Source organism: Rhizorhabdus antheiae (assembly GCF_049889055.1).
Classification (GTDB): domain Bacteria; phylum Pseudomonadota; class Alphaproteobacteria; order Sphingomonadales; family Sphingomonadaceae; genus Rhizorhabdus.
The window spans coordinates 134,157-159,968 of the sequence record NZ_JBLTWO010000002.1 but is presented as its reverse complement, the minus strand read 5'-3'; the positions used below and the strand labels follow the sequence as shown (position 1 = coordinate 159,968).

Below are 25,812 nucleotides of genomic sequence, written 5' to 3'. Positions count from 1 at the left end.
GGCCGTCCAGCGCTGCGCGGCCTTCATGAGTGTCAACAGTAACGGGGAATCCCGCCCTGTGAAGCCGATTGTTGCAATCGACACCAGCTGTTAGATGGCGCACCATGTTCAACGACCTGTCTTCGCCCGCCGCCCTCCTCGCCACGCGCCGCTCGGGAAAGCCGCGCGACATGGTGGCGCCTGGCCCCGATGCAGCCCAGCTTTCCGCCATATTGAGCGCTGCGATGCGCGTGCCCGACCATGGCAAGCTGGCACCCTGGCGCTTCGTGATCGTCGAGGCTGCGGATCGCGAAAGCTTCGCCGATATGCTCAAGGCCGCCTATCTGGCCGACAAGCCCGGAGCCGGCCGGCTCGAACTCGAGGCGATGGAGCAGTTTGCGCGTCAGGCGCCGACGCTGGTGGCCGTCCTTTCGACACCGGTCGAGAGCAGCAAGATTCCGCTGTGGGAGCAGGAGCTGTCGGCGGGCGCTGTCTGCATGAACCTGCTGGCCGCCACCCACGCCGCCGGCTTCGTCGGAAGCTGGCTCACCGGCTGGCCGGCCTACAGCGCGGACGTGCTGCAGAGCCTGGGCGGCCGCGAAGGCGACCGGATCGCAGGCTTTCTCTTTCTCGGCACGCCGGGGCGCGAGCTGGAAGAACGTCCGCGCCCGGCCTATGAAGCTGTCGTTTCGACGTGGAAAGCCTGATTGCCATTGACGCGCCATGCTGTGTTAGCACAGTGTGACGCTATGAGCAGCCAGGACCGTCCCGTCTATCTCCGCCTTCGCGACATCATCGCCGAATCCATCCTCGACGGCACATTTGGCGACGGCGACGCCCTCCCCTCTGTCCGGGTCTTTGCTGCGCAGCATGGTGCCAATCCCCTGACAGCCGCCAAGGCCTATCAGGGTTTTCAGGATGAAGGCTTCGTGACCGTCAAGCGCGGTGTCGGCATGTTCGTCGCCGAGGGCGCCACCGCCCGGCTGCGCGAAGAAGCGCGCGCCGCCTTCCTGCGCGACGAATGGCCGCGCGTCGTCCGCACGATGCGGCGCCTGCACCTCGACGCTGCCGACCTGCTCGACCGCGTCGAAGGCTGAACCGTTGCGGGGGCTTGCCCGCTCCCGTTCATCGCGATAGCGCCGCGGGTCATGGACACCCGGATCATCCCTGCCGACGAAGCCGGTATCGCCGCCGCTGCGGAAGCAATCGGGCGCGGCCTGCCGGTCGCGGTTCCGACCGAGACCGTTTACGGGCTGGCGGGGGATGCCACCAGCGGCGCTGCCGTCGCCGCGATCTATGCCGCCAAGGGCCGACCCAGCTTCAATCCGCTGATCGTCCATGTCGACGGCATGGCCATGGCCGAGACCGTTGCCATCTTCTCGCCGCTGGCGCGTCGGCTGGCCGACGCCTTCTGGCCGGGTCCTCTGACGCTCGTGCTCCCGCTCGCCGAAGCTGCACCGGTCGCGCGGCTGACGACGGCGGGCCTGTCGACGGTCGCAGTCCGCATGCCTGCGCATCCCGTCATGCGTGCGCTGATCGCCCGCTGTGGCCGACCGCTTGCGGCGCCCTCTGCCAATGCCAGCGGGTCGATCAGCGCCACCCGCGCCGAACATGTGGCGCAGTCGCTCGCCGGTCGGATCGAACTGGTGCTCGACGGAGGGCCCACCGAGGTCGGGATCGAATCGACGATCGTCGCGGTCGAAGATGAGCGCTTACGCCTGCTGCGGCCGGGAAGCGTGACGCCCGAGATGCTTACAGAGGCGAGCGGCGTGCCCTTGTCGCTGCACGACAACGGGACGATCGAGGCCCCGGGCCAGATGCTCAGCCATTATGCGCCATCGAAACCAGTGCGCCTCGACGTCGCAGAGCGCCGGGATCACGAATATCTGATCGGTTATGCCGGGATCGAAGGTGATGCCTCGCTGTCGCGGTCCGGCGACCTCGCCGAAGCGGCAGCGCGGTTGTTCGATCTGCTGCACGCGGCCGATGCAGCGGCCGCGCCGGCCATTGCCGTGGCGCCGATCCCGGACGTCGGGCTCGGCATCGCGATCAACGACCGGTTGCGGCGCGCGGCGGCACCGCGCTGACGCCGGGGTTCAGACCTTCGCGCTATCCTTGAGACGCGCGGCATAGCTCTTGCGGAACTTGGCCAGCTTGGGCGCGACGACCATTACGCAATAGCCGTTGCCGGCTCCCTCGCGCGCAAAATACTCCTGATGATAATCCTCGGCGACATACCAGGGCGCGTCAGGCTCGATCCGCGTCACGATCTGGCCGGGCCAGTCGGCCTGCGCGCGCGTGATAGCGGCCTTGGCCTCGGCTTCCTGCTCGGGCGAATGCGGGAAGATGGCCGAGCGATATTGCGTCCCTACATCATTGCCCTGGCGGTTCAGCTGGGTCGGATCATGGACGTGGAAGAAAATGTCGAGCAGCTCGCCATAGCTGATGACGTCGGAATCGAAGGCGACGCGGATCGCCTCGGCATGGCCGGTGTCGCCATTGCAGACCTGCTTGTAGGTCGGATTGGGAACATGCCCCCCGATATAGCCGCTCTCGACCGACTCGACGCCGATGATGTCGTCGAACACTGCCTCGACGCACCAGAAACAGCCTCCGGCCAGCGTCGCGATTTCCTTCGCCATATTTGATCTCCGTATCTGTCCACAGAGATAGGGCATCGGAGCGCACTTGCAACGACCGGCCCGCGCGCGGCGAAGCGCAACCAGGAAGGGATCGGCCGAGGAACCGCTGTCCTGCCTCCTCATTGGTCGGGCATGGACACTCTACCGATCGGCCATCTGGCCCTGCCGCCCGCGCTCGCCGCGCTGGCGGCGGATGTCATCGTGCTCGCCATGGTCCAGCCGGCGCTGCTGACCTTCATCGCGCAGGAGATGCCCGACGCCTTCCCCCTCGCAGGCCATTGCCCCCCGGCACACTCCACATTCGTTCGACCAACGACCGGTATGTCGGCGACTAGCGACGGAGCGCTTCGCTCGCCTCCCGCACTGCCTTGAACTCGGATCCGACCTTCCAGCCCGGCCAGCGGCGCGACCGCGCCAGCTCGTCGCCGATGATCGCCATCGCTTCGATATCCTGCACCGCGCCGTCGAGATTCCAGTCCGGACCCCAGGCATCGCAGGCCTGATGATAGCAATCGCCCGTGTAGCGATCGATCCAGGCCTGGCCTGCTGCAGGACCGCCCTGCTCCAGATCGGACGCGCCCGCGATGCCCATCATCAGAAGAACCGGCACGCCGCGCTTCGCGAATGGGAAATGGTCGGCGCGATAGAAGAGCCCGCGCTCGGGCAGGCTCTCGGGCGTCACGCGGCGGCCCTGGGTCGCGGCGACGCGGGCGAGGTCGTCCTCGAGCGTCCCCTGCCCCTTGCCGACAAGCACCACGTCGCGCGCACGGCCCGCCGTCTGAAGGATGTCGATGTCGAGGGTCGCGACGGTCTTTTCGAGCGGGTGGATCGGATTGGCCGCATAATATTCGGACCCGAGCAGGCCGCGCTCCTCGGCCGTCCAGGCGGCGAAGATCACCGATCGATCGGGGCGCGGTCCCGCCGTCATGCCGCGCGCGATCTCAAGCAACGCCGCCACTCCCAGCGCGTCGTCATTCGCCCCGGCGCGGTAGATCCGCCCCTGTGCATCGGCCTTGCCCGCGCCATAAGCATCCCAATGCGCGCCGTACATTACCGCCTCGTCGGGGCGGATGGCGCCCGGCAGGCGGGCGAGGACGTTGTGGCTCACCACCTCCTCATGCGCGACGGGCACGTCCGCGTCGAAACGCACGGCTTTCAACTCCACCGGCCTGAAGCTGGACGAGCGCGCTGCCAGCGACAATTTCGCGAGATCGAGACCGGCTGCCGCAAACAGAGATTCCGCCGCCGGCGCGGCGAGCCAGCCCTGCAGCGCGACGCTGGTCAGTTGCTCGGGCTTGCGGACGATATCGTAATTCTCGCCGCCCGCGCTGATTGCGACGTTCCAGCCATAGCCCGCGCCGGCAGTGTCATGGACGATCAGCGCGCCGATCGCGCCCTGCCGGGCCGCTTCCTCGAACTTGTAGGTCCAGCGGCCATAATAGGTCATCGTCTTGCCGCCGAATTTGCCCGCAACCGGCTCCTTCGCGCCGGCCGCGAAGTCGGGGTCGTTGACGAGAAAGACCACGACCTTGCCCTTGAGGTCGACGCCCTTGAAATCGTCCCAGCCGCGCTCGGACGCCTTCACGCCATAGCCGACGAACACCACCGGCGAGGCGGCGATCTTCGCCACGTCGTCAGGCCGCACGGTCGACAGGTGGACATTGCCGCTTTGGGTGAGCGCGAGATCACCCTTCGGCGTGACGAAGCGGAGGACACGCGGCGCATCCAGCTTCGTGTGAAGGAGGGGCACCCGCTGCACCCACTGGCCGTCTGTTCCGCCCGGCTCCAGACCCAACGCCTCGAAGCGCGACACGAGATAGCCGATCGTCCGATCCTCCCCGCGCGTGCCAGGCGCGCGGCCCTCGAACAGGTCGGAGGCGAGCGTGCGGACGGTCTGCGTCAGGCGGCCCGTATCGATGTCCGGAGCGGCAATGGCGGTTTGCGGAATGGCGGCGACAAGCGCCGAGGCAGCGACGAGAGAATAAAATATGCGCATGAAGCGACTTTAGGCCGCAGCGGCTCCCGCGCAAGGGAGTGAGGTGCCAGAGGATCTGTAAGCCGGGTTCTGTCCACCGGCCGAGGCCGGATGGGCGATCATTCCTCTAGGACCGCGCTTGCACGCGGCCTCCAGCAATCAACCCGGACGACCGGGCGGAGTAGCCCATGTGCCGTCCCTATTCGATCTTGCTCCCGGTGGGGTTTACCATGCCGTTCCCGTTACCGGGCCCGCGGTGCGCTCTTACCGCACCCTTTCGACCTTGCCCGAAACCCTCGCGGGTCCGTCGGGTGGTTTGCTTTCTGTGGCACTGTCCCTGGGGTCGCCCCCGCCGGGCGTTACCCGGCACCGTCACTCCTTGGAGCCCGGACTTTCCTCCCCGCCTTGCGGCGCGGCGATCGCCCGATCCTCTGGCACGCGGCGTCCGATAGCGGGTTGCCGGTGCGGGCTCAAGCCGTTGCCTGCCGGCATATGATCACGGGTTGTTGCGCGTGTCGAACCGGGCTTCTCCCACCCGATCGATATTTCGCAGCAGATATAGCTGCAGAATGATCGTCGCAATGACCAGGGCCGCCAGAATCACGGCCAGCGCGACGTTCCAGAGCGTCTGCCCCGGCTCCTGGAACTCGGCCCATAGTGGTATCAGCACGACCAGCATGACGGCCGCTCCCGCCCCGAGCTTGCGTCGCTGATCGCTGGTGATGCTCAAGATGCTTCCCCCGAATGCCTGACGACAAACTCATATCCCGGGCGCTCTCTGCCCCAATCCCTCACGGCTACAACACCGGCTCCCGGTCAAGCAGCAATCGTAGCAGGATCGCGCGGCACTCGCCGTCGGCGATGCCGTCAATCGTCTCGGGGCGGAAGCGGCGCTGGAAGGCGGTGACGGCGGCGGGGCCGTCGCTGACGTCATAGCCGAAGCGTTCGAGCGCGAGCAGGAAGCCACCTGGCGTCCAGTGCGGGTCGGCGAGGCTCTTGCGGGGGCGCGGCAAGGCAAGGCCCAGCCGCGCCAGCGTCTCCCAGTCGAACAACTCGCCGGGATCCTGCTTTCGGGCCGGCGCGACGTCCGAATGGCCGACAACATTGGCCGGGTCGATCCCATATCGCGCGACGATATCGGCCACGAGCGGGACCAGCGCGTCCATCTGGCTGGCAGGAAAGGGACGATAGCCGAATTCATGGCCGGGATTGACGATCTCGATGCCGATGCTCGCCGAATTGACATCGCTGATCCCGCGCCACAGCGCCTTGCCTGCATGCCAGGCGCGACGGTCCTCAGCGACGAGGCGCATAACCTGTCCATCCTCGGCGACCAGATAATGGCTCGACACCTTGGCCTCGGCATCGGTCAGCCGCGCGATGGCCGAGGCCGCGTCCTGCATGCCGGTATAGTGCAGCACCAGCATCGCGACGGGCAGCGTGCGCTCGTCATGGTTCGGCGAGGGGCAGTCGATGATCGCGTTCATGGCACCGGATTAAGCGCAGCCGGGCCCGGCAGCAATGCCCGTCCAGAGCGCCGCGACCGTCAGGCGGCATCCGCCCTTGGCTGACCGCTGAACGCCGCGGGGCGGTAGACCATCTGCATGTCGGGATCGTGGACGAAGCGGCTCGAACAGCCGAGCGCCGTCTCCCCCGCCCCCAGCAGCAATGCGCCGTCAGGCGCGATCGCCAGCGACAGCCCGTCGAGCAGTTGGCGCCGCCTTTCGGGCGAGAAATAGAGCAGCGCGTTGCGGCAGAGGATGATGTCGAACCGGCCCCCGGCAGGGGGCGGCCCCAGCAGATTGTGCCGCCCGAAGGTCACCATCGAGGCAAGCTCGGCCTTCACCCGCCAGCCCTGATCGAGGACGGGATCGAACCAGGAAACCAGCTTCCGGATCGGCAGGCCGCGCTGGACCTCGAACTGCGAATAGAGCCCGCTGCGGGCCTGCTGGATCGCCGCGCGCGAAATGTCGCTGCCGAATATCTCGATCCGCCAGCCGGCCCAGGCGTCGGCCTGCTCGGCGACCAGCATCGCCAGCGAATAGGCCTCCTGACCTGTCGAGCAGGCCGCCGACCAGATCCGGATCCGCCGCTCGGCCGCACGCGCAATTCTCAGACGCGGCAGCAGGCTGTCGGCGATCTGTCCGAACGCCCCGGTATCGCGAAAGAAACTGGTCTCGTTGTTGAGCAGCGCATCGATCATGTCGAGCGACAGCTCCGGGTCGGAACCGCGATCGATGAGACAGGCGAGCTGATCGATGCTGCACAGCCCCCGGTCGCGGCAGAAGGGCGACAGCGTGGTGCCGATCCGCCAGAAGCGCTCGGGCGCGAGGCTTTGTCCCGTCGCCTGTTCGAACCGGCCCGCGATGACCTGCGCGGCGCGCAGGCTTACTTCCATGCCGCACCCGCTTCACGGGCGCAGACATGGCGGGCCAGTTCCTCGGGCGGCAGGACAAGCGAGGCAAGCCCAGCCTGCGCCACCGAGCCGGGCATGCCCCAGACGACCGAACTGCCGGAATCCTGAGCCAATATCTCTCCGCCCGCGCGGACGATCGCCTCTGCGCCGATCGTGCCATCGCGGCCCATGCCGGTCAGGACCACGCCGACGCCATCGTCGCCGAACATCTGGGCAACCGCCTCGAACATCGGATCGACCGAGGGCATGCAACGGCTCGGTGCGGGCGCCGTGTCGATCTGGATGACGATGCGGGAGGCCTTGCGGGCCAGCCGGATGTGCCCCTCGCCCGGTGCCACCAATATTTCGCCCGCAACGAGGGGAGCGCCATCGGTGGCGACCGAGGTCGGTCGGCCGGCGATGTCGCGCAGCTGTGCGGCGAAATAGGGCATGAAGGGCGGCGGCAGATGCTGGGTGACCAGGATCGGTGCACGAAAATCGGGGGCAAGGCCGCGCAGGAAGGCGGATAGCGCGTGCAGCCCGCCGGTCGAGGCGCCGATGGCCAGACAGGAGACATGACCGGTCCGCACCTGACGCAACGGCAAGATCGGCGCCGACGCCACGGGCCGCTGCGCATTTTCGCGCACACGCCCCTCTCCCCGGCCCGGCCGCGCAGCGGCGTGACCGATCCGGGTCAGGGCATCAACGAACTTCTGCGCGAATTCGCCGGCGAAATTGCCCGCCGTGGGCTTCAGCAGCGTGTCGGCAGCACCCAGCGTCAGCGCACGGACCGTCGCAGAGGCGCCGGCTTCGGCGGCCGACGACACGATGAGGACGCGCGCGCCGTCGCTCGCTGCCAATATTTCGGGAAGCGCAGTGAGTCCGTCCTTGCCGGGCATTTCGACGTCGAGCACGACGATGTCGATATCCTGCCCCCCCAGGAACTTGATCGCATGATCGGCAGTCGGCGATGCGCCCGCTATCTCGAACTCCGGGTAACCTTCGAGCAACCGCGCGAGCACCGTACGCGCCACCAGCGAATCGTCGACGAGGAGTACCCGGATCGGGCGCGAGGGCGACGCCCCCGGCTCCGGAGGCCCCGAACGAACGCTACCGGTCAGCCCAGCGCGGACCATGGATCAGGCGACGCCCACCAGCTGCAGCTTGCTTTCGAGAGTCTCGCGATCGAACGGCTTCATCATATATTCGTCCGCGCCCGCCTCGATCGCCGCCTTGATATGGGCGAGGTCGTTCTCGGTCGTACAGAACACCACTTTCGGCCGCGACGGCAGGTCGGCCGCGCCGAGCGAGCGGAGGAATTCCATCCCGCTCATCACCGGCATGTTCCAGTCGAGCAGGATCACGTCGGGCAAAGTGCCAGCGCTGCAACGGTCGAGCGCCTCCCGGCCGTCTCCCGCTTCCTCGACGGTGAAATGCAGCGCTTCCAGAATGTGACGGGCGACCTTCCGTATCACCTTGGAGTCGTCAACCACGAGGCAGGTCTTCATGTACCGTCTTCCATAATGGGCAGTCTTGCACCGCAGCTTAGGATGATCGGGGTAAGCGTCTCGTTAACGCCGGATCAGGCGGCCAGATCGAGCGGGCCGCCGACGACCCGATCGACGTCGATCAGCAGCAGCGGTTCGCCATCCAGCTCCAGCGCGCCACGGATGTGCGACGACCAGCCGGGGGTCAGCAGCGCGCGTGGCGCGGCCGGTGCCCCGTCGATGACCACCACATCGTCGACATCATCGACCAGCATTGCATAAAGATGGCCATCGACATGAACGATCACAGCCTGGTCGCCATGGTCCGATGCCCGCTCCTCGCCGAGCGCAGGCAATGGATCGATGACCGTCAGCACCCGGCTCCGCAGCGCGAACAGTCCCCGGACATGCGGGGGGGCGCAGGGAACGGCGGTGATCTCGTCGACCTCGACGACCGATTCGACGCAGGCCGCCGGGAGCAGCGCGCGCTGACCGCCGATCACGATGCTCAAATAGAGATTGTCCATGATCAGGCGCTCCGTCGATTCCAGTGCCGACGCAGCTGCGCCGCCAGCCCTACCCGATCATAGCGCCAAAGACTGTCGGGCGAGGCGCCGCGATCATCGGCCATCGGCCGCAGCTTGAGCACGGGCGCATCGCTGGTAACCGGTGCCGGCGCGCCATCGGGCAGGATGATCAGATCGGCCTTGCCATGCGCGGCGGCGCGGTCGAACACGACAGTGTAGCCGGCCCCCTCGACGAGCGGCGCCAACACCTGCCGCGTCCATGGATCATCGTCGGACAGCAGGCAGACCGGCCGCTCTTCGGGCATCGGCTCCGCACCCAGACCCTGCGAGAAGAGCCAGAAGGCATCGATGAACTCGACCGGTTGGTCTTCGATCAGCATGACCCCGGCAACCGGCCCCGGAACAGCGCTGGGCTGAAGGTCGATCGCCACCGGCACGATGTCGATCACCGTGTCGATTGCATAAGCCAGTTCCTCGGCACCGTCGCGCATCCGCAGAACGCGGAATTTCGCTTCGACGATCGGCGCGCCACAGGACAGCGTGGGAATCAGTCGCCCGTCCATGTTGAGCCGCATCCGTCCCGCGCTGTTGCTGACCGATGAGGTGAAGCAGTCCTCGATCCGCTCGACCAAAGCCAGCGGAATGCCACGCTGCACTCCGTCGAGGTCGCGGAAGAGCAGCACCGGCACCATACCGCTGTCCTGCGCGTCCTCTTCGGGCTCCTCGGTCGCAAGTTCGGTGACGGCGGCGCCGTCCTGAAGCACGCCGGCCCGTTCCGCAATGCCGGCGACGTCGAGCAGCAGCATCGGCCGGCTATTGTCTGGCAGGGTCGTACCACCATAGACCCCGCACGCCATGACGACGGGCGCGGCCGGCTTGACCACAAGCTCCTCATGGTCGTGGACTGCCTCGACCGCCAACGCATAGCGCGCGCCGCCGGACAGTTTGAGCACGACCAGATTGGCGGGTTCTCCGCGCGGCGACAGGCCGAGTACCGTGCCGAGCGAGACGACGGGCAGGCGCTGGCCGCGAATATGGACGATGTCCGCCCCGCCGAGCTTGCCCATGCGGACGGCCTGGCCGCCGATGCGCACGATCTCGTCGATCGCGGAGCGGGGAATGGCGAAATGCTGCCCGCCGCTGCTGATGGTCAGCGCCGGAATGATGGTCAGCGTCAACGGCACGCGCAACGTTAACCGGACGCCAAGACCCGGCCGGCTGTCGACCTCGACCAGCCCGCCGATCTTCTCGACATTGGCCCGGACCACATCCATCCCGACACCACGCCCGGAAATGGCCGTGACCGCATGGGCGGTCGTCAGGCCCGGCTCGAAGATCAGGTCGAGCTTGCGCTCCCAGCTCAGCGCCGCAGCCTTCTCCGCCGGCAACAGGCCAAGGCTCACGGCTTTCTCGGCCAGCCGATCGCCGTCGATGCCGCGGCCGTCGTCGATCACCTCGATCAATATCTGGTTGCCCGACTGGCGGGCGCTGACGTGCAGCCGCCCGGCCAAGGGCTTGCCCGCCGAGACGCGCAGCTCCGAGGGCTCGATCCCATGGTCGATCGCGTTGCGGACGATATGGGTCAGCGGATCGCGGATCACCTCGATCATCTCGCGATCGAGTTCGACATCGCCGCCGTCTATCTCCAGTTGCACCTGCTTGCCGAGTTCCGCCGACACGTCGCGCACCATGCGCGGCAGCGCAGAAAACAGCGTCTCCACCCGCGCCATGCGGGTACGCGTGATCGCGTCGCGCATCTCCGCGATGCAGAGCGACAGCCGCTCGAAAGCGACTTCGGTGGCGGATTCAGCCTGGCTATCGCGCAGCCGACGGGCGAGCTCGTTGCGCGCAAGCACCATGTCGGAAACGCCCGCCATCATCCGGTCGAGCAGATCGACCGGCAGGCGGATGGTGCGCGCCACGCTGCGCAATTGGGGTGGCGCAGAACCGCGATAGGGGCGATCCGGCTCCAGCGCCGGAGAGGGAGTCGGCGCGACCGCATCGACAATTTCGATCTGCTCGACCGGTTCGATCTCGATCTCGTCCTTGCCAAAAGCGTCACCGGTCACCGGGTTGAGCGCCGCGATCAGCGCCTCGTCGTCGGCGTTTGAAATCTCGACGCCGCTTTCGAGCGCGTCGGTGAGTTCGACGATCCGGTCGATGACGGCCAGCACCGCGCTGACCAGTGCCGGATCCGGTCGGCGCCGTTCCGCGCGGCAGTCGGCCAGAACGTCTTCCGCCGCATGGCTAAGCCGTTCGAGCCGAGGGAGATTCAGAAAGCCGCAGCTGCCCTTGACGGTGTGAACGAAGCGGAAAATCTCATCGAGCCGCGCACGGTCGTCCGGCGCCTTTTCCCAGGCGACGATCTCGCCCGACAATGCCTGCAGCGTATCGCGGGTTTCCGCGACGAATTCGCCGAGCAGATCGTCCATGCCACCCTTCCCGAACAGATAATCGTTCGGGGTCATGCAGTAATAGGGTTAAGGCGAGGTTTACGGTATCTGATCGTTCAACGGACGATGAAAGCAGCACTCCCGGGCGCGCTCCGCATCATTTCAAGCCGGCACAGTTCTTCGTGGAGGTAGCGCAGGATCGAGTGAAGCTCGCGGCGAATGTCCTCCGGCACATGTTCGGCCTCGGCGAGGAGCCGGATGCTCTCGATAAGGCGGCGCTCCTCGCGCGCCAGATGCCGGATGACCAGTTGCTCATTATCGAGCATGCGGCTGGCCAGCTGGAGCGAGATACGGCGCATCACGCCGCGCACGCTGCCACGGTCGCAGGCCCGGCCTCCGAGTCGAGCGACGATCTCGTCGAGACGCTGGATGATCGTGCGGCGCATGTCGACGTCGCGACCGAATTCGGCATAGCTGGCAAAGGAATGGGACTGGCACGCGGCCAGGTCGAGTTCGCGGACCGTATCGTCAAGCGCGATACGCAATCGATTGAGTGATCTCAGCAGTCCATTCGCCACACTTTTTTCCCCGCGCATTCCATGGGAGTTCCCGGCGCTCCCCTTCGGAGCGTCATGGCCTGACAAGGACCAAGGGATCTCTCGATCATGCTGCGCCTATTGGCGCATTTCGGAGGCCCAACAATATGGGGGATTTACCTTAGGGAGAGCCGCAGATGCGTTGGAACGGCCGCGATCAGGCGGGCAGGCGCGCCCCGATCATCAGCAGTCCTTCCGATGGCGTGGACAACTGAACCTCGCCGCCGGCCTCGGCGACGAGGATATGGACGAGCCAGGCGGCGGCGGCGCGCGCAGACAAAAGATCGGGGTCAGCCTCACCGAGGACCGCATTGCGCAATTCCGCGTCGAGCACCACGCGCGGCCCTTCGGCGCGGATCACGACCTCGCCATGTTCCGCCGCGATGTCAAGTTGCCCACCCCGAACCAGCGCATCGCCGGCGAGCAGCGCCAGATTGAGAAGGATCTTGGTCGAATCCTTTGGCAGGCTCGGTACTTCGACCATCCAGCCAAGCTTGACCTTGCCATTGCCGTGAAGGCCCTCGATCGCGATGCGCGCTTCCCGGGTGTCGATCGCTTCACCGAAACCTCCGGCGGCACCAAAGGCAAGACGGTAGAATTTCAGGCGATTGGCGGTGGCTGCCGCGCTCTCGGCGAGCAGTTCCATACAGCGTTCGCGCATCTCGGGATCGGTCTCGTCCGCCAGCAGTTCGAGACCATTGTTAAGCGCGCCAACCGGCGACAGCAGATCGTGGCACAACCGCGAGCAGAGCAGGCTGGCGAAATCGGCCGACCGGTTGACCATAGAAGCGTTCCTCGAGAAAGGCTGATAGGCCGCGTCTTCTGCCTTGCGCGCGCGGGCAAGGCAATCGCGGAAGTTCATTCCACGACGAGTTCGACCGGCACAAAGTCTCCGTTCGACGCGGCCCGCCACGCAGTCACTTCGCGGCCCGCGACGATGATCCAGAGACGTCCCGGTTCAGCCGCCGCGCGATCGCGGTCTGACGGCGCAGCTATCCCGTTGGGGTGGGAGTGATAATGGCCGAGCAGGCATGGCCCGCCGGTTCGCGCGGCGCGATGCGCAGCGATCAGCGCGGCGGGATCGACCTCGAAACCGATATGCGGGTCGAAGGCGACGTTGCCGCAATGATCGACCCGCTCGACGGTCTCGCCCTGGCCCAGCAACAACCCGCACACCTCGAGGGCAGGGCTCGCCGCCGCCCGGCTGACGATCGCGTCCAGCAACACTCTTGATATCCGCACCGGCATCGCCACATGCCTAGCCGATGACTGGGGGGAAATCGACGCTGACGGCCATGGTGCCCGACGATGCGGCCGGCTGGCGGCTCGATCGCGCGCTGGCGGCCGCCCTACCCACCCATTCGCGCGAACGCCTGAAGGCGCTGATATCCTCGGGCCAGGTTTCGACGCCCGACGGATCGCTCGTCCGCGATCCGGCGGCCAAGGTAGCCCCGGGCGCGACATTCGAGGTGCGCGTGCCGGATCCCACTCCCGCGCACAACGAAGCGCAGGACATTCCGCTGACCGTGGTGTTCGAAGACGAACATCTGATCGTGATCGACAAACCCGCAGGGCTGGTGGTCCATCCGGCAGCGGGCAATCTCGACGGGACGCTGGTCAATGCGCTGCTACACCACTGCCGGGGCAGCCTGTCCGGGATCGGCGGGGTCGAGCGCCCCGGCATCGTTCACCGGATCGACAAAGACACGTCGGGGCTGATGATAGCGGCCAAGACCGATCCGGCGCATGTCGGCCTCGCCGCGCAGTTCGCCCGGCACAGCATCGACCGGCGTTACAAGGCGATCGTCGCAGGGCGGCCCCGGCCCGCAGAGGGTACGGTCGACGCCCCCCTCGCCCGCTCGGCCGCCAATCGCAAGAAGATCGCCATCGTCGGCGAAGGCCACGGCAAGCGCGCGGTCACCCATTTCTCGACGATCGAACCGCTGCGCGCAGCCGCATTGGTCGAATGCAGGCTGGAAACGGGGCGCACCCACCAGGTCCGCGTCCACATGGCTTCGCTCGGTCATCCGCTGCTCGGCGACCCCGTTTATGGCCGCAGTCGGCCGGAACATCGCGAGTTGCTCAACCGTTTGCAATTCAAGCGACAGGCGCTGCACGCGGCCCGGCTGGGCTTCGTTCACCCGATCACAAGCGCGGCTTTATCGTTCGATAGTGAAATTCCGGCCGACATGCAGCTTTTGTTCAGCGATTTGCGTTTATAGATGCTATGGATGTTACAGAACGGTACGGAGTGATTCTCCGTATCGACACCAAGGTCAAACGGGCCGCATCTCCGGGCCCGCGAAGGGAGTAAGTCGATCATGGCAAGCGGTAAGAACGTGCCCGCCACGATTCCCGCACTGGGCGGTGAGCAGAGCCTCAATCGCTATCTGGCCGAGATCAGGAAATTTCCCCTGCTCACGGCAGAGGAAGAATATATGCTCGCCAAACGCTTTCACGAGCATGGCGACCCTGAAGCCGCGACCCGGCTGGTGACGTCGCACCTGCGGCTCGTCGCCAAGATCGCGATGGGCTATCGTGGCTACGGCCTGCCGGCGAGCGAACTCATCTCCGAAGGCAATATCGGCCTGATGCAGGGCGTGAAGAAGTTCGAGCCCGATCGGGGCTTCCGCCTTGCCACTTATGCGATGTGGTGGATCAAGGCCTCTATCCAGGAATATATCCTGCGCTCGTGGAGCCTGGTGAAGATGGGCACCACTGCCGCGCAGAAGAAGTTGTTCTTCAACTTGCGGCGGATGAAGTCGAAGCTCGACGCGTTCGAGGACGGCGATCTCAAGCCCGAGGATCTCGCCAAGATCGCAACCGATCTGGGGGTCTCCGAGGAGGAGGTCACCCAGATGAACCGTCGCATGTCGATGGGCGGCGATGCCTCGCTCAACGTCTCGATGCGCGAGGACGGCGAAGGCGAATGGCAGGACATGCTGGTCGACCAGGGGCAATTGCAGGACGAGCGCCTGGCCGAAGTCGAGGAGAAGGCCGTGCGGCATAATATGCTGCAGGAAGCCATGGCGGCACTCAACGACCGCGAGAAGCATATCCTGGTGGAGCGCCGGCTGGTCGACGAGCCCAAGACGCTCGAGGAGCTCAGCCAGGTCTATGGCGTCAGCCGTGAGCGCGTGCGTCAGATCGAGGTGCGTGCTTTCGACAAGCTGCAGAAAGCGATGATGCGGATCGCCGGTGAAAAGCGCCTGCTGCCGGCGAGTTGATTTCGGCGGGGCTCGCCCCCCGCCCCGCCCCATCTAAGGTCGGGCCGTTCAAAAGCGGCGCGATATCCCTGCATAGAGTTCGACATCGGTGGCCGCGTGGTTGAGACCGGCGTTCACGCCGATGTCGAACTGCAGATCATCAGCCGGCTGCAGCCCCATCGACAGGCCCGCCATGTGAAAGGTCTGGTGGCCCGACGGATCGAGATCGCGCTCCAGTTGATATTCGATCGTCGCGCTGATCCGATCCGACAATTTATCGGTCAGCCCGATGACATTGGCATAGGCCAGATGCCGTCCCGACCGATCTTCGTCGACCGCTGCCTCGACCGACGGCATCAGCGCGAAGGAGAGATGGTCGTTCAGTTCGAACGACAACGGCACTTCCAACCCCGCCGACCAGTCCCCCGCACCAGCAGCGGCGCCGCCGGTCGGAAGCGTGCCCTTGACCATCACCGCCAGCGACGTGCCGCTGCCATCGGGATTCTTGAGGTTACGCCGAAGAGCAAGGACGACATCTCCGACTCCGTTCTGCGACGTGGCGCCGCGCCCGACATGCCGGCCGAAGCTCGTCCAGCCGATCTGCACCTCGGCATGATCGGCGATCCCCCTGCGTATGAGCAGGTCGCCAAGCAGCAGGTCGGTGGTGCGTCCGCCCCCGCTTGGGCTGTCGCGCGCCCAGTCCGCCAGCCCGACCTCGACCGAGGTCGCTCCGACATCCATCGTGCAGGTCGGGTTGCCGATGCCGGGGCGGTCAGGACAATAGTCTCTCGGTTCGGCCCAGACCGTCGATCCGGCCCCGGCCAGCGCCATCGACAGGCTCGCAATGATGACCCGGCGAACCATGAACTTTCCTTGTCGCTGTGACCTGTCCCACTGACATATGCCATGGCACATGTTACTGGCGCGTTCATGACGGGGGAAGAAAACACGCCGCGGCGGGCGAGGCGCGGTGATCGGGCTTTGGGGCTGTCGATGGCGATCATCGTCGGCTGTCTGCTGGCCTCTGCGCTCGTCGACGGCACCTCTTTCGACGACCTCTGGACTCTCTATCTTGCCGATGTCGACAAGCCCATCGAGACGCTAGCCCATCTTCGCTGGTCGCTCGACATCCGTCCGCCGGTGTTTGATGGCTGGGCATCGCTCCTGTCGCGGCTGGGGCTCGACATGGTTGCCGTCGCAAGGCTCGTCTCGCACGCCCCGGTGCTGTTGTTCCTGCTTCTCGCCGGACGCAGCTTCATGCGCCGTCTGCCCGAGGAACGGCAGTTTCACGCGGTGTTCCTGCTGCTGATGCTGTCGGCTCCGGCGACGATACACGCCATCGGCCTCTATCGTGGCGACTTCTGGCAGCTGTCGGCATTCGCGATCCAGATCATGCTCGCCCGCCACATCCTTTATGTGCAGGAGGACTATCGCAGCCGCAAGGACGGACGGATCGCGCTGTTCGGGCTGCTGGCGACCATCGCTGCGATTACGCTCGACTACGGCGGCGCGCTGTTCGGCGGCGTTCTCGCCATGGCGACGATCCTCGCCGCGATGGCGCGCGGTCTGCGGCGCTGGGCCCGGTCGCTGATCCTGGCGCTCGCCCTCTCGGTCGCCGCGGTGGTTGCCGCCATTTCCTGGCAGGCCCCGTCCTGGAGCCGCCATTTCGACCTGTACCAGAACTGGATCGACCTGGAAGCTACCTCGGCTTTCGCGGTAATGACGGGACTGCTGATCGGCACGATAGCGCATAACCCCATAGCGGTTGCCGGCGCCTATGTCGGTCGTGAGAAATGGACGCAGCACGACAGCGGCTTCGCCGCCCTGCTCGGCATTTCGCTTATCGCGGCGCTGGTGGCGATCTTGCAGATCGATGCCCAGCGCCGGCTGGTGACCAGCTCGAACAGCGCCGACCTGGCAGTCCTCGTCGCCGCACTGATGGCGACGGCAGGCACGAAGCTCCTCGACAGCCGGCTCTGGAGGACAGCCCTGTGCGCGGTGGCGGCACTGTCGGCACTTGTTTCGATGGCAGTGGGCGGTCTTGGCGGCGCCTGGCAGAATGGCGCGAAGAAGATCGCTCGCATCGTCGAGCAATGCCCGCAGACCCAGGTCTATGCAGCCTCGGGTTGGCGGATCGACGATGGCAGCACGTCGCGCGCCGCGCGCCGGGAGGAGCCGGTCTTCGCGCTCGGCTATCAACGGCTGGCGAAGCTGCACGGCTTCCCCGTCACGCTGTTGCGCGAAGGCCAGCCGGTCATGACCCGCCCCCATCAATGCCCCGTGCTGCTGTGGATCGAGCAGGTTCCTCCCTTCGTCCGGCCGAAGCCGGACAGGATCATCCGGCAAAGCGGCCTGCAGGGGCTGGAGGCCGCGCGCCTGTCGCTGATCCGGACGGATAGCGGGCTTATCCTGCGCGCCGACCGGTGATATCCGGGCCATCATGGCAAAGTCTTCCCGCGCCCGTACAGCGCTCCGCATTCTCGGTCGGGGCACAATCTATTTCGTGATCGGCTCGGTCCTGTGGGTCGCGCTCTACCGCTTCGTCCCGCCGCCGGTTACCGCGACGATGCTGGTCAACGCGGTCGACGGGCGCGGCATCACCAAGGACTGGATGTCGCTCGACGACATGTCGTCGAACATGCCGGTTGCCGCGATCGCTGCAGAGGACGGCAATTTCTGTCGCCATTTCGGCTTCGATTTCAAGGCGATGTACAACGCACTGGAGAATAATATCGAAGGCCGGCGCAAGATTCGCGGTGGGTCGACGATCAGCCAGCAGACCGCCAAGAACGCCTTTCTGTGGCAGAATGGCGGCTATGTGCGGAAGGCGCTGGAGGCCTGGTTCACGCTGCTGATCGAACTGCTCTGGTCGAAGAAGCGGATAATGGAGGTCTATCTCAACCTCGCCGAGACCGGGATCGGCACCTATGGCGCCAATGCCGGATCGATGCGCTATTTCCGCCACGATGCCTCACGGCTCAGCCGGGCCGAAGCCGCCCGCATCGCCGCCGTCTTGCCACTGCCCAAGAAGCGGGCCGCCATTGCGCCCACCGGTTACACCCGCCGCTATGGCGACCGCATCGCGCGCCGCATGGGCCAGGTTCAGCGCTTCGGGCTCGACGCCTGCCTGAAATGAGAAACGGCGCGAAGCGGTCATCCCGCGTCGCGCCGTCTCATCAAAGCGATCCGCCGCTGCAGCGACGGCCGGCCTCAGCCGAAGGGCATCTTGAAGCCCGGCGGGATCGGCAGCCCCTGGGTCAGCTTCGCCATCTCGGCGTTGGACGCGGCATCCGCCTTGGTCCGACAGTCGTTGATCGCGGCGACGATCAGGTCCTCGAGCATCTGCTTGTCCGCCGGCACCATCAGCGAATCATCGATCGCAACGCCGATGATGCGGCCCTTCGCGCTTGCGCGGATCTTGACCAGGCCGCCGCCCGAGGCACCTTCGACCTCGATCGTGTCGAGCACGGTCTGGGCCTGCTCCATCTGGGTCTGGATCGTCTGCGCCGCATTCTGCGCGGCGGCGATCATTTCTTCGAGGCTTTTCATGATGCGAGACTCCGTGGTTCGGGGGCGCTGTAATCGATCAGCTCCGCTTCGGGAAAGGCGGCGAAGGCAGCTCTGACGAGGGGCGAATCGAGGACGGCGGTGCGGACAGCCTCCTCCTGTGCCTTAGCCTGGGCGAGCAGCGACGGTTCACCCGCCTCCGACGCCATGGCGATGGACCAGGTCACCCCGGTCACCTTGCCCAGCAGCTTGCCCAGATCGCCCGCAAAGCTGGCAGGAAGGCGCGGGTGACGCGCGATCACCAGTTCCTCGCGCTCAAGCCGCACGATCGAGGCATAGTCATGGAAAAGCTGCGCCAGCAGCGCATTTTCATGCAGCAGCAACGCATGCAGCGCCTCGGCCGATGCTGGCAGATCCGGCAGAGCGGCCGGGTGTGCTGGAACAGGCTCGACCGCGACGGGTGCTGGGGTCGCCTCGACCGGGGGCGCAACAGGCGGCGCAGAATGAACGGCCGGAGGAGGAGCCTGCTCTGCGGCCTGAACCGGTGCGAGCGCCGCAACAGGGGCAGAGGGCGCCGGTGCCGGAGCCGCAGATACCACCAGGCCGCCTTCACCGCTCGCCAGCTTGCGGGCGAGTTCGCCCGGATCGGGCAACTGGCTGGCATGGACGACCCGCAGCAACGCCATTTCGGCGGCCTCGATCGGCATGGCGGCGGTCTGGACCTCGGCGTGGCCCTTCAGCAGCAGCTGCCAGAGCCGGTGAAGCGTCGCGAAGCCGAGCCGCGATCCCCATTGCGCCAGCGCCTCGCGCTCCTCGACCGACAGCGCCGGATCGTCGGTGCCGGCAACCTTGGCCCGGGTCACGCCGTGGCACGTCTCGAGCAGTCCGTGCAGCAGCGCTACCGGCTCGACGCCCAGATCATATTGCGCCCGCACTGCCTCCAGCACCGCTCCGGCATCGCCCGACAGCAACGCGCCGAACAGGCGGCGGACGGCGCCGCGGTCGCTGAGGCCCAGCATGTCGCGCACCTGCGCCGCCTCGACCTGGCCCGAGCCATGGGCGATCGCCTGATCGAGGATCGAGAGACCGTCGCGCGCCGACCCTTCGGCCGCGCGCGCGATCAGCGCCAGCGCCTCGGGTTCCGCCTCCACGCCCTCTGCCGAAACGACATGGGCGAAATGGGCCGCGAGCTTGTCGGCCGGAATGCGGCGCAGGTCGAAGCGCTGGCAGCGCGACAATACGGTGATCGGGACCTTGTTCACCTCGGTCGTGGCGAACAGGAATTTGACGTGTGCCGGCGGCTCCTCGAGCGTCTTCAGCAGGCCGTTGAAGGCCGACTTGGACAGCATGTGCACTTCGTCGATGATGTACATCTTGTAGCGCGCCGACACCGACGCATAGCGCACTGCTTCGATAATCTCGCGGACGTCGTCGATGCCGGTGTGGCTGGCTGCGTCCATTTCGACCACGTCGATATGGCGGCCCTCCGCGATCGCCACGCAGGGTTCGCAGACCCCGCAGGGATCGATCGTGGGCCCGCCCTGCCCGTCCGGGCCGACGCAGTTGAGCGCCTTGGCGATCAGCCGCGCGGTCGATGTCTTGCCGACGCCGCGAACCCCGGTCAGCAGGAAGGCATGGGCCAGCCGTTCGCGCCGGATCGCATTGGCCAGCGTCGTGACCATCGCATCCTGGCCGATGAGTTCACGGAAATTCCGCGGCCGATATTTGCGCGCGAGAACGCGATATGGCGTCGAAGAGTCGGACATGCCGAGACCTTAGCCAGCCGGGGCCGGATTGTCCCCGTGATATTTGCCGATGTGAACGAGGTGGGAGCCGGAACGACCCGATACGAAATCGTTGCGGCTGCTTCCTTCCGGACCTGACCGGGTTGGCGACGGCACCGTCCGCCCGACTCCCGCGGCGCATATGGGGGAGAAGTGGGCGCGATGCAAGCCGCCTGAAACAGCCCTGCCCGGTTGGCCAGATGCGCGCTCAGCGCCCTTGCATATTGCGCGACGCGGGCGGCATCCGCACGGTCAGGCTGTCGAGCGCGTCGGTCAGGTGGATCTGGCAGGCGAGGCGGGAATAGCGGGTGACATGGCTGGCGAGGTCGAGCAGATCCTCCTCCATCTCGGACGCGCGCGGCAGTTTCGGAAAGTCCGCCGGATCGACGATCACATGGCAGGTCGAGCACGCCATCTGCCCTTCGCACGTCCCTTCGAGCGGCTGCCCATCGGCCTGCGCCACTTCCAGCAAGCGCAGCCCCGGCGCGCCGTCGACCTCGCTGCGCTGTTCGCCATCGGCCGACAGGAAAACGACCTTCGTCATGCGCTTTCTACCCCCTGGCGGCCCGCCGCCTCCGCAATCATGTCCATCGCGCGCCGCACCTCCTCTGGGGAGGTGTAGCGCCCGAAACCCAGCCTTACGCTCGACCGCGCCTCGCGATCCGTCAGGCCGATAGCCTTGAGCACATGGCTCGGTCTACCCGAGCCGCTGGCGCAGGCAGAGCCCGCCGAGAAGGCAAGGTCACGCAGGTTGGACATCAGGCGGCCGGCGTCGAGCCCTTCTTTTCGCAGGTTGAGATTGCCATGCCAGCGCGTCTCGGCCGACCCGTTGAGCGTCCAGCCTTCGCCCAGCGCAGCCATAGCCGCATCCCACAGCGCACGCGCATGACGCATATCCGCCTCGCAATGTTCTGCCATCAGAGCCGCCGCGACGCCGAACCCTGCGCAGAGCATCGGCGCCTGGGTGCCCGAACGTCCGGCCGCCTCCTGCCGCCCGCCATGAAGCAGCGGCTCGACCTCCACCCCGTCACGCAGCCAGAGCGCGCCGATGCCCTTCGGCCCATGAATCTTGTGTGCGGACACCGCCACCAGATCGCATCCTTCGGGAATATCGATCCGGCCATAGCCTTGCACCGCGTCGCACAGCATCAGCGCCCCAGCCCGTTTCGCGAGCGCGGCGATCTCGGCCACCGGCTGGATCACGCCGATCTCGTTGTTCACCAGCATCGCTGCGACCAGTCCGACCCCGGGACGGATCGCCGCCTCGGCTGCCGCGAGATCGACCAGGCCATCCGCATCGACCGGCAGCTCGGTCAGCGGGCGTCCCGTCGCTCGGGCCGTATCGAGCACCGCTGCATGCTCGGTCGCCACGGTAACGATCGGGCCGCTACTGCCCTTGATCGCCCAGTTGAGCGCTTCGGTCGCGCCGCTGGTGAACGCCACCTGCCCGCCCGGCGGCATCAGCGCGGCCACCCGATCACGCGCTACCGCCACCGCAGCGGCAGCCTCGCGGCCCGGCTTGTGCGGCGAATGCGGATTGGCGAAGCGTTCGTCGAGATATGGGAGCATCGCCGCGCGCACCTCGGGCGCCAGCGGCGTCGTGGCCTGATAGTCGAGATAGATCATGCGGCGCGGCTGTTGGCCGAGGAGGCGATACGGCGCCACTCCGTCAGGAAGCGATCGATGTCCGCCTCGCCGGTGTCGGGACCGAAGCTCACGCGGACGGTCTCGCGCGCCTCCTGCTCGCTCCAGCCCATCGCCGCCAGCACATGGCTCGGCTTCAGGCTGCCCGACGAACAGGCGCTGCCGGCCGAAACGGAAATGCCCGCCATATCGAAGCGGATCAGTTGCGCAGTCGCGGCGACTCCGGGCATGCGATAGCTGGCGATGGCAGGCGAGCGGACCGCTTCGTCGGCGACGACGGTTCCGCCCTCCGCCCGGATCGCGGCATCGAGCATGTCGCGCAGCCGGGAAGCCTCTTCCATCCAGCCCGCCCCCTGCTCCAGTGCGGCGGCGAAGGCCATGATCGCCGGGACATTTTCGGTGCCGCCGCGATAGCCCTGTTCCTGCCCTCCACTGGGTTCGAGCAGCGCGAGGTCGCGGACCAGCAAGGCCCCGATGCCGGGTGGCCCGCCCAGCTTGTGCGCGGACAGGCTGATGAAATCGGCCGTAGGCAGCGGCATCTTGCCCGCCGCCTGCGCCGCATCCATCAGCAGCAGCCCGCCCTGACCGGCGATCCGCTCGTGCAAAGCCTCGATCGGCTGAACGACGCCGGTCTCGTTGTTGACCAGCTGGATCGCGTACAGCGCGCCCTCCGCTCCGATCGCATCCGCATCGACGCGGCCGAGCCGATCGACCGGCAGCGTGCCGGCATCGCGCGCCATACGGCGGACGGCGTCATGCTCGACAGCCGACACAAGCCGACCGCTCGCCTTGCTGCGCCGCAAGGCGATCTCGATCGCCTCGCTCGCCCCGCTGGTGAAGATCAGCGCGCCTTCATGCCCCAGGCCCCGCGTGATCCGGACCCGCGCGTCCTCGACCGCCGCGCGCGCTGCGCGCCCCTCGGCATGAGGCGAAGACGGGTTCGCCCAGCGCTCCATCGCCTCGATCATCGCCGCCTTGGCGGCGGGGAGCATCGGGGTCGTTGCGGCATGGTCGAGATAGAGTCTGGGAGGCGACACGCGCGAAGATGCTCCAATTGATTGCGCGAGAAGCGCCCAAGCCTATATAGGCCTTCGTTCGGCGGCGCGCCATCCGGTGCACCCGGCTCAATCCATGTCCCGAAGGATATCGATGCCAGAAGTCATTTTCCCAGGACCCGAAGGGCGCCTCGAAGGGCGTTTCAACCCCGGCCCGCGCCCGCGCGCACCCGTCGCCCTGATCCTGCACCCGCACCCGCAGGGCGGCGGCACGATGAACAACCGCATCGTCCAGTCGCTCTACCAGACCTTCGTGCGTCGCGGCTTCGCCACCCTCCGCTTCAATTTCCGTGGGGTGGGCAAGAGCCAGGGCACCTTCGACAATGGCGTGGGCGAGCTCAGCGACGCCGCCTCGGCGCTCGACTGGGTGCAATCGATCCACCCCGAGGCGCAGACGACCTGGATCGCCGGCTTCAGCTTCGGCGCCTGGATCGGCATGCAGTTGCTGATGCGCCGGCCGGAGATCAAGGGGTTCATCTCGATCGCGCCACCGGCGAACATGTACGACTTCACCTTCCTGGCGCCCTGCCCCTCATCGGGCATCATCATCCAGGGCGACAGCGACGAAGTCGTGACCCCCGGCGCAGTGCAGAAGCTGGTCGACAAGCTGCGCACCCAGCGCCACATCACGATCCATCACGACGTGATCCCCGGCGCCAACCACTTCTTCGCCGACGAAATGCCGCAGCTGATGCAGTCGGTCGACGGCTATCTGGACATGCGCCTTTCCGGCGATCGTTGAGACGAACGGCGGCCGGCCGCATGACGGGACGCCCGCTAACGGGCGCTGCGTCACGCGGTCGGCAGCGTCCAGATGGCGACGTTCAGGAACATCACCGTTCCGGCGACGATCATCAGCCAGCCGCGCTTGTAGTCCTTGCGCTTGAGGATCAGCCAGATACCGCCCCCGCCCAGCAGAAATCCTGCAAGCATCAGGATAGAAAGCGTAAAAGCGGCCGGGCCGTTCATCTTGGGTCCACCTTGGTGCGAACAATAGCCGCCCGATGGACCGCATCGCGGGAGCATGTCAATCAGGCAGGCCCGACCGATTCACGAGCAGGAGCCGATTCCGGCGCGCCGACAAGGGGGTGGTGACATGATCGTTCCGCATCTCGTCGCGCTGGTCGGCGCCGGTGCCAGCGCCGAAGTCTTCCGGATCAGCGGGGGACGGGTTCTGAAACTCTATCGCGAAGGGCTCGACCCCGGCGTGGTCGAACGCGAGCATGACGGCGTCCGCTATGCTCAGGACCAGGGGCTTCACGTCCCGCGTACCTTCGGCATGCACGAGTGCGGCAACCGCCGCGGTATCATCCTCGAGGAAGTGCCCGGAACCACCCTGCTCCGGACGCTGCCGCTGCGCGTCCCGCAATGGCGGCCACTCCTGCGGCGTTTTGCCGATTACCACGCCATGATCCACCGGTGCAGCGGCGAAGGCCTCCGCCATGCCCAGCACGACATCGTACGCGTGAGAATCGAACAAGCCGCCGTCAGCGAGCGCGTTCGGCGCGAAGCGCTCGAGCGATTGGAGGCGTTACCGCGCGGCGACCGCCTGTGCCATGGCGATTTCCATCCCGGCAACGCGCTGCTGACCCGGCACGGGATCGCGGCGATCGACTGGTCCAACGGCTGCTCGGGAGATCCGGCCGGCGACGTGGCCCGGACCGAGCTGCTGTTCCGCTATTCGGGCTTCGGCCGCCTGCTCAGGACCTGGCCAACTCTCAATCTGCTGCGGCCGATGGCGGCATCCTTCTATCTCGCCGAATATATGCGCCGTACCGCGACCGACGAAGCGCGGGTCGCGGCCTGGCGCATTCCGATCGCCGTCGCCGCGCTGGTCCCCGATAGCCGCGTGCACCGGCCATCGGTGCTGCAGGCGCTGGAAAGGCTCGGCGTAAGCGCCTGATCCGGCAGGCCGATGGTCGCGGTCATCGGTGACAGCCACGGTACGCCAATTGCCGACGACCTTTCCGACGCACCGCGCGTCAACGGCATGGGGGCGATGCCCGATGGCAGATGAAGAGGGTGAAGCGCTCCACACCACGATGATCATCTCGGTCGGCGTGGGACTCAACGGCTCGTGCCGATGGTCGTCCCACTACTCCTCGACCGTCCGCTGAGGTGCAGACGGCACTCGGCCGTAGCGATGATGACGGCTGGCTGCGTCGCGCTATCCGCCTTTGACGGGCTCTTGGACATCGAACGGCGATCGGGCCGGGACCGTGCGGGCGGACAATGTTCAATCGCTGAATCCACCGCAGCGCGGCTGTGGGCGAGCGCGCCTTCGACATGTGCGGCGCGAACGGAGAGGCGAAGTTCGAGAGCGTCAAGCAACCGCGAAAGCGTATCCAGGGTCGGATTGCCCTGATCGCCCAATGCCTTGTAGATCGCTTCACGCGTCAACCCTGTCTCGCGCGCCAAAACGCTGACGCCATGCGCCCGCGCCACATGTTTCAGAGCACGCCGGATTTCGGCGGGATCGCCTCGCTCGAACACCGGTTCGAGGCTGCTGGCAAGACTATCGGGCTGCTCCGGCGGATATGGAGGCCGTGATCTCATGATATTCAGTTCAAGCCTCCTCTCATCTCAAAATACCGATTTCCGTAACGTCAAAAGAATCATTCG

Annotated in this window: 30 protein-coding genes and 2 other RNA genes; 10 read left to right on the top strand and 22 right to left on the bottom strand. The window is 66.4% G+C overall.

Annotated features, from left to right (window positions below; translation table 11 throughout):
- The first annotated feature begins 104 nt into the window (after positions 1–104).
- The 3 genes from ACNI3R_RS05155 to ACNI3R_RS05145 are packed head-to-tail and all read left to right on the top strand — an operon-like array spanning position 105 to position 2,066.
- The gene (locus tag ACNI3R_RS05155) at positions 105–686 is read left to right on the top strand and encodes a nitroreductase family protein (RefSeq protein ID WP_426180527.1); all 582 of its coding nucleotides are present in this window, start codon (positions 105–107) and stop codon (positions 684–686) included.
- A 42-nt stretch (positions 687–728) separates the two neighbouring features.
- Entirely contained in the window at positions 729–1,076 is a 348-nt protein-coding gene (locus ACNI3R_RS05150; RefSeq protein WP_426180525.1) for a GntR family transcriptional regulator, read from the top strand.
- Positions 1,077–1,127: 51 nt separating this feature from the next.
- Entirely contained in the window at positions 1,128–2,066 is a 939-nt protein-coding gene (locus ACNI3R_RS05145) for an L-threonylcarbamoyladenylate synthase (RefSeq protein ID WP_426180523.1), read from the top strand.
- 9 nt (positions 2,067–2,075) lie between these two features.
- Here ACNI3R_RS05145 and msrA read toward each other — a convergent pair whose 3' ends face one another.
- Positions 2,076–2,621: a peptide-methionine (S)-S-oxide reductase MsrA gene (gene msrA / locus ACNI3R_RS05140; RefSeq protein ID WP_426180521.1), complete on the bottom strand. Its 546-nt coding sequence runs from the start codon at positions 2,619–2,621 to the stop codon at positions 2,076–2,078.
- 132 nt (positions 2,622–2,753) lie between these two features.
- Between msrA and ACNI3R_RS05135 the strand changes: the two genes are divergently transcribed.
- Entirely contained in the window at positions 2,754–2,993 is a 240-nt protein-coding gene (locus tag ACNI3R_RS05135; protein WP_426180519.1) for a hypothetical protein, read from the top strand.
- Here the strand turns inward: ACNI3R_RS05135 and ACNI3R_RS05130 are convergent.
- The 12 genes from ACNI3R_RS05130 to ACNI3R_RS05075 all read right to left on the bottom strand — a co-directional run bounded on the left by ACNI3R_RS05130 (position 2,953) and on the right by ACNI3R_RS05075 (position 13,242).
- Positions 2,953–4,617, bottom strand: coding sequence for a M20/M25/M40 family metallo-hydrolase (locus ACNI3R_RS05130; RefSeq protein ID WP_426180517.1), 1,665 nt, complete (start codon positions 4,615–4,617; stop codon positions 2,953–2,955). The genes ACNI3R_RS05135 and ACNI3R_RS05130 overlap by 41 nt on opposite strands.
- 42 nt (positions 4,618–4,659) lie before the next feature.
- Positions 4,660–5,031, bottom strand: an RNA gene (gene rnpB, locus ACNI3R_RS05125) — RNase P RNA component class A.
- Between the two features lie 61 nt (positions 5,032–5,092).
- Positions 5,093–5,326 carry a hypothetical protein gene (locus tag ACNI3R_RS05120; RefSeq protein WP_426180516.1) on the bottom strand — a complete coding sequence of 78 codons (234 nt, stop codon included), beginning with the start codon at positions 5,324–5,326 and terminating at the stop codon, positions 5,093–5,095.
- Positions 5,327–5,393: 67 nt separating this feature from the next.
- Positions 5,394–6,083: an N-acetylmuramoyl-L-alanine amidase gene (locus ACNI3R_RS05115; protein WP_426180515.1), complete on the bottom strand. Its 690-nt coding sequence runs from the start codon at positions 6,081–6,083 to the stop codon at positions 5,394–5,396.
- Positions 6,084–6,142: 59 nt separating this feature from the next.
- Positions 6,143–6,994: a CheR family methyltransferase gene (locus ACNI3R_RS05110; RefSeq protein ID WP_426180513.1), complete on the bottom strand. Its 852-nt coding sequence runs from the start codon at positions 6,992–6,994 to the stop codon at positions 6,143–6,145.
- Positions 6,985–8,127: a chemotaxis-specific protein-glutamate methyltransferase CheB gene (gene cheB / locus ACNI3R_RS05105; protein ID WP_426180511.1), complete on the bottom strand. Its 1,143-nt coding sequence runs from the start codon at positions 8,125–8,127 to the stop codon at positions 6,985–6,987. The genes ACNI3R_RS05110 and cheB overlap by 10 nt, the downstream gene beginning before the upstream one ends.
- Positions 8,128–8,130: 3 nt before the next feature.
- Positions 8,131–8,499: a response regulator gene (locus tag ACNI3R_RS05100; RefSeq protein ID WP_426180509.1), complete on the bottom strand. Its 369-nt coding sequence runs from the start codon at positions 8,497–8,499 to the stop codon at positions 8,131–8,133.
- A 74-nt stretch (positions 8,500–8,573) separates the two neighbouring features.
- Entirely contained in the window at positions 8,574–9,005 is a 432-nt protein-coding gene (locus ACNI3R_RS05095; protein ID WP_426180508.1) for a chemotaxis protein CheW, read from the bottom strand.
- 2 nt (positions 9,006–9,007) lie between these two features.
- Positions 9,008–11,437 carry a chemotaxis protein CheA gene (locus tag ACNI3R_RS05090; protein ID WP_426180507.1) on the bottom strand — a complete coding sequence of 810 codons (2,430 nt, stop codon included), beginning with the start codon at positions 11,435–11,437 and terminating at the stop codon, positions 9,008–9,010.
- Between the two features lie 77 nt (positions 11,438–11,514).
- Positions 11,515–11,943, bottom strand: a complete 429-nt coding sequence (locus ACNI3R_RS05085) for a ferritin family protein (RefSeq protein ID WP_426180506.1) — start codon at positions 11,941–11,943, stop codon at positions 11,515–11,517.
- A 208-nt stretch (positions 11,944–12,151) separates the two neighbouring features.
- Positions 12,152–12,778: a histidine phosphotransferase family protein gene (locus ACNI3R_RS05080; RefSeq protein WP_426180505.1), complete on the bottom strand. Its 627-nt coding sequence runs from the start codon at positions 12,776–12,778 to the stop codon at positions 12,152–12,154.
- Between the two features lie 74 nt (positions 12,779–12,852).
- On the bottom strand, positions 12,853–13,242 hold the full coding sequence (locus ACNI3R_RS05075) for a M67 family metallopeptidase (protein ID WP_426181449.1): 390 nt from the start codon (positions 13,240–13,242) through the stop codon (positions 12,853–12,855).
- 17 nt (positions 13,243–13,259) lie between these two features.
- On the opposite strand from ACNI3R_RS05075, the gene ACNI3R_RS05070 reads away from it, so the two are divergent.
- Together ACNI3R_RS05070 and rpoH are read left to right on the top strand one after the other, a co-directional pair.
- Entirely contained in the window at positions 13,260–14,216 is a 957-nt protein-coding gene (locus ACNI3R_RS05070) for an RluA family pseudouridine synthase (RefSeq protein WP_426180504.1), read from the top strand.
- Positions 14,217–14,315: 99 nt separating this feature from the next.
- Entirely contained in the window at positions 14,316–15,221 is a 906-nt protein-coding gene (gene rpoH, locus ACNI3R_RS05065; protein WP_426180502.1) for an RNA polymerase sigma factor RpoH, read from the top strand.
- A gap of 48 nt (positions 15,222–15,269) precedes the next feature.
- Here rpoH and ACNI3R_RS05060 read toward each other — a convergent pair whose 3' ends face one another.
- On the bottom strand, positions 15,270–16,064 hold the full coding sequence (locus tag ACNI3R_RS05060) for a transporter (RefSeq protein ID WP_426180501.1): 795 nt from the start codon (positions 16,062–16,064) through the stop codon (positions 15,270–15,272).
- A gap of 129 nt (positions 16,065–16,193) precedes the next feature.
- On the opposite strand from ACNI3R_RS05060, the gene ACNI3R_RS05055 reads away from it, so the two are divergent.
- Both ACNI3R_RS05055 and mtgA read left to right on the top strand, forming a co-directional pair.
- Positions 16,194–17,627 (top strand): hypothetical protein, encoded by a 1,434-nt coding sequence (locus tag ACNI3R_RS05055; RefSeq protein ID WP_426180499.1) that lies wholly within the window; start codon positions 16,194–16,196, stop codon positions 17,625–17,627.
- Positions 17,628–17,640: 13 nt separating this feature from the next.
- Positions 17,641–18,336 carry a monofunctional biosynthetic peptidoglycan transglycosylase gene (gene mtgA / locus ACNI3R_RS05050; RefSeq protein WP_426180498.1) on the top strand — a complete coding sequence of 232 codons (696 nt, stop codon included), beginning with the start codon at positions 17,641–17,643 and terminating at the stop codon, positions 18,334–18,336.
- Between the two features lie 74 nt (positions 18,337–18,410).
- Here mtgA and ACNI3R_RS05045 read toward each other — a convergent pair whose 3' ends face one another.
- From ACNI3R_RS05045 to ACNI3R_RS05020, 6 genes are all read right to left on the bottom strand, one after another.
- A complete protein-coding gene (locus tag ACNI3R_RS05045; RefSeq protein WP_426180496.1) occupies positions 18,411–18,749 on the bottom strand; it encodes a YbaB/EbfC family nucleoid-associated protein in 339 nt (112 codons plus the stop codon).
- Complete coding sequence (locus tag ACNI3R_RS05040; RefSeq protein ID WP_426180495.1) at positions 18,746–20,473, bottom strand: DNA polymerase III subunit gamma/tau; 1,728 nt, start codon at positions 20,471–20,473, stop codon at positions 18,746–18,748. The genes ACNI3R_RS05045 and ACNI3R_RS05040 overlap by 4 nt, the downstream gene beginning before the upstream one ends.
- Positions 20,474–20,529: 56 nt before the next feature.
- Positions 20,530–20,627: signal recognition particle sRNA small type (ffs, locus tag ACNI3R_RS05035), an RNA gene on the bottom strand.
- Between the two features lie 72 nt (positions 20,628–20,699).
- On the bottom strand, positions 20,700–21,035 hold the full coding sequence (locus tag ACNI3R_RS05030; RefSeq protein WP_426180493.1) for a 2Fe-2S iron-sulfur cluster-binding protein: 336 nt from the start codon (positions 21,033–21,035) through the stop codon (positions 20,700–20,702).
- Positions 21,032–22,117 carry a cysteine desulfurase family protein gene (locus tag ACNI3R_RS05025; RefSeq protein ID WP_426180492.1) on the bottom strand — a complete coding sequence of 362 codons (1,086 nt, stop codon included), beginning with the start codon at positions 22,115–22,117 and terminating at the stop codon, positions 21,032–21,034. The genes ACNI3R_RS05030 and ACNI3R_RS05025 overlap by 4 nt, the downstream gene beginning before the upstream one ends.
- On the bottom strand, positions 22,114–23,172 hold the full coding sequence (locus ACNI3R_RS05020) for a cysteine desulfurase family protein (protein ID WP_426180490.1): 1,059 nt from the start codon (positions 23,170–23,172) through the stop codon (positions 22,114–22,116). The genes ACNI3R_RS05025 and ACNI3R_RS05020 overlap by 4 nt, the downstream gene beginning before the upstream one ends.
- A 112-nt stretch (positions 23,173–23,284) precedes the next feature.
- Between ACNI3R_RS05020 and ACNI3R_RS05015 the strand changes: the two genes are divergently transcribed.
- Positions 23,285–23,932 (top strand): alpha/beta hydrolase, encoded by a 648-nt coding sequence (locus ACNI3R_RS05015; RefSeq protein WP_165321298.1) that lies wholly within the window; start codon positions 23,285–23,287, stop codon positions 23,930–23,932.
- 50 nt (positions 23,933–23,982) lie between these two features.
- Here ACNI3R_RS05015 and ACNI3R_RS05010 read toward each other — a convergent pair whose 3' ends face one another.
- On the bottom strand, positions 23,983–24,159 hold the full coding sequence (locus ACNI3R_RS05010) for a hypothetical protein (protein WP_296624667.1): 177 nt from the start codon (positions 24,157–24,159) through the stop codon (positions 23,983–23,985).
- Positions 24,160–24,286: 127 nt separating this feature from the next.
- Between ACNI3R_RS05010 and ACNI3R_RS05005 the strand changes: the two genes are divergently transcribed.
- Positions 24,287–25,093 carry a phosphotransferase family protein gene (locus ACNI3R_RS05005; protein ID WP_426180489.1) on the top strand — a complete coding sequence of 269 codons (807 nt, stop codon included), beginning with the start codon at positions 24,287–24,289 and terminating at the stop codon, positions 25,091–25,093.
- Positions 25,094–25,257: 164 nt separating this feature from the next.
- Here the strand turns inward: ACNI3R_RS05005 and ACNI3R_RS05000 are convergent, their stop codons facing one another.
- Positions 25,258–25,746: an addiction module antidote protein gene (locus ACNI3R_RS05000; protein ID WP_426180487.1), complete on the bottom strand. Its 489-nt coding sequence runs from the start codon at positions 25,744–25,746 to the stop codon at positions 25,258–25,260.
- Positions 25,747–25,812 lie beyond the last annotated feature (66 nt).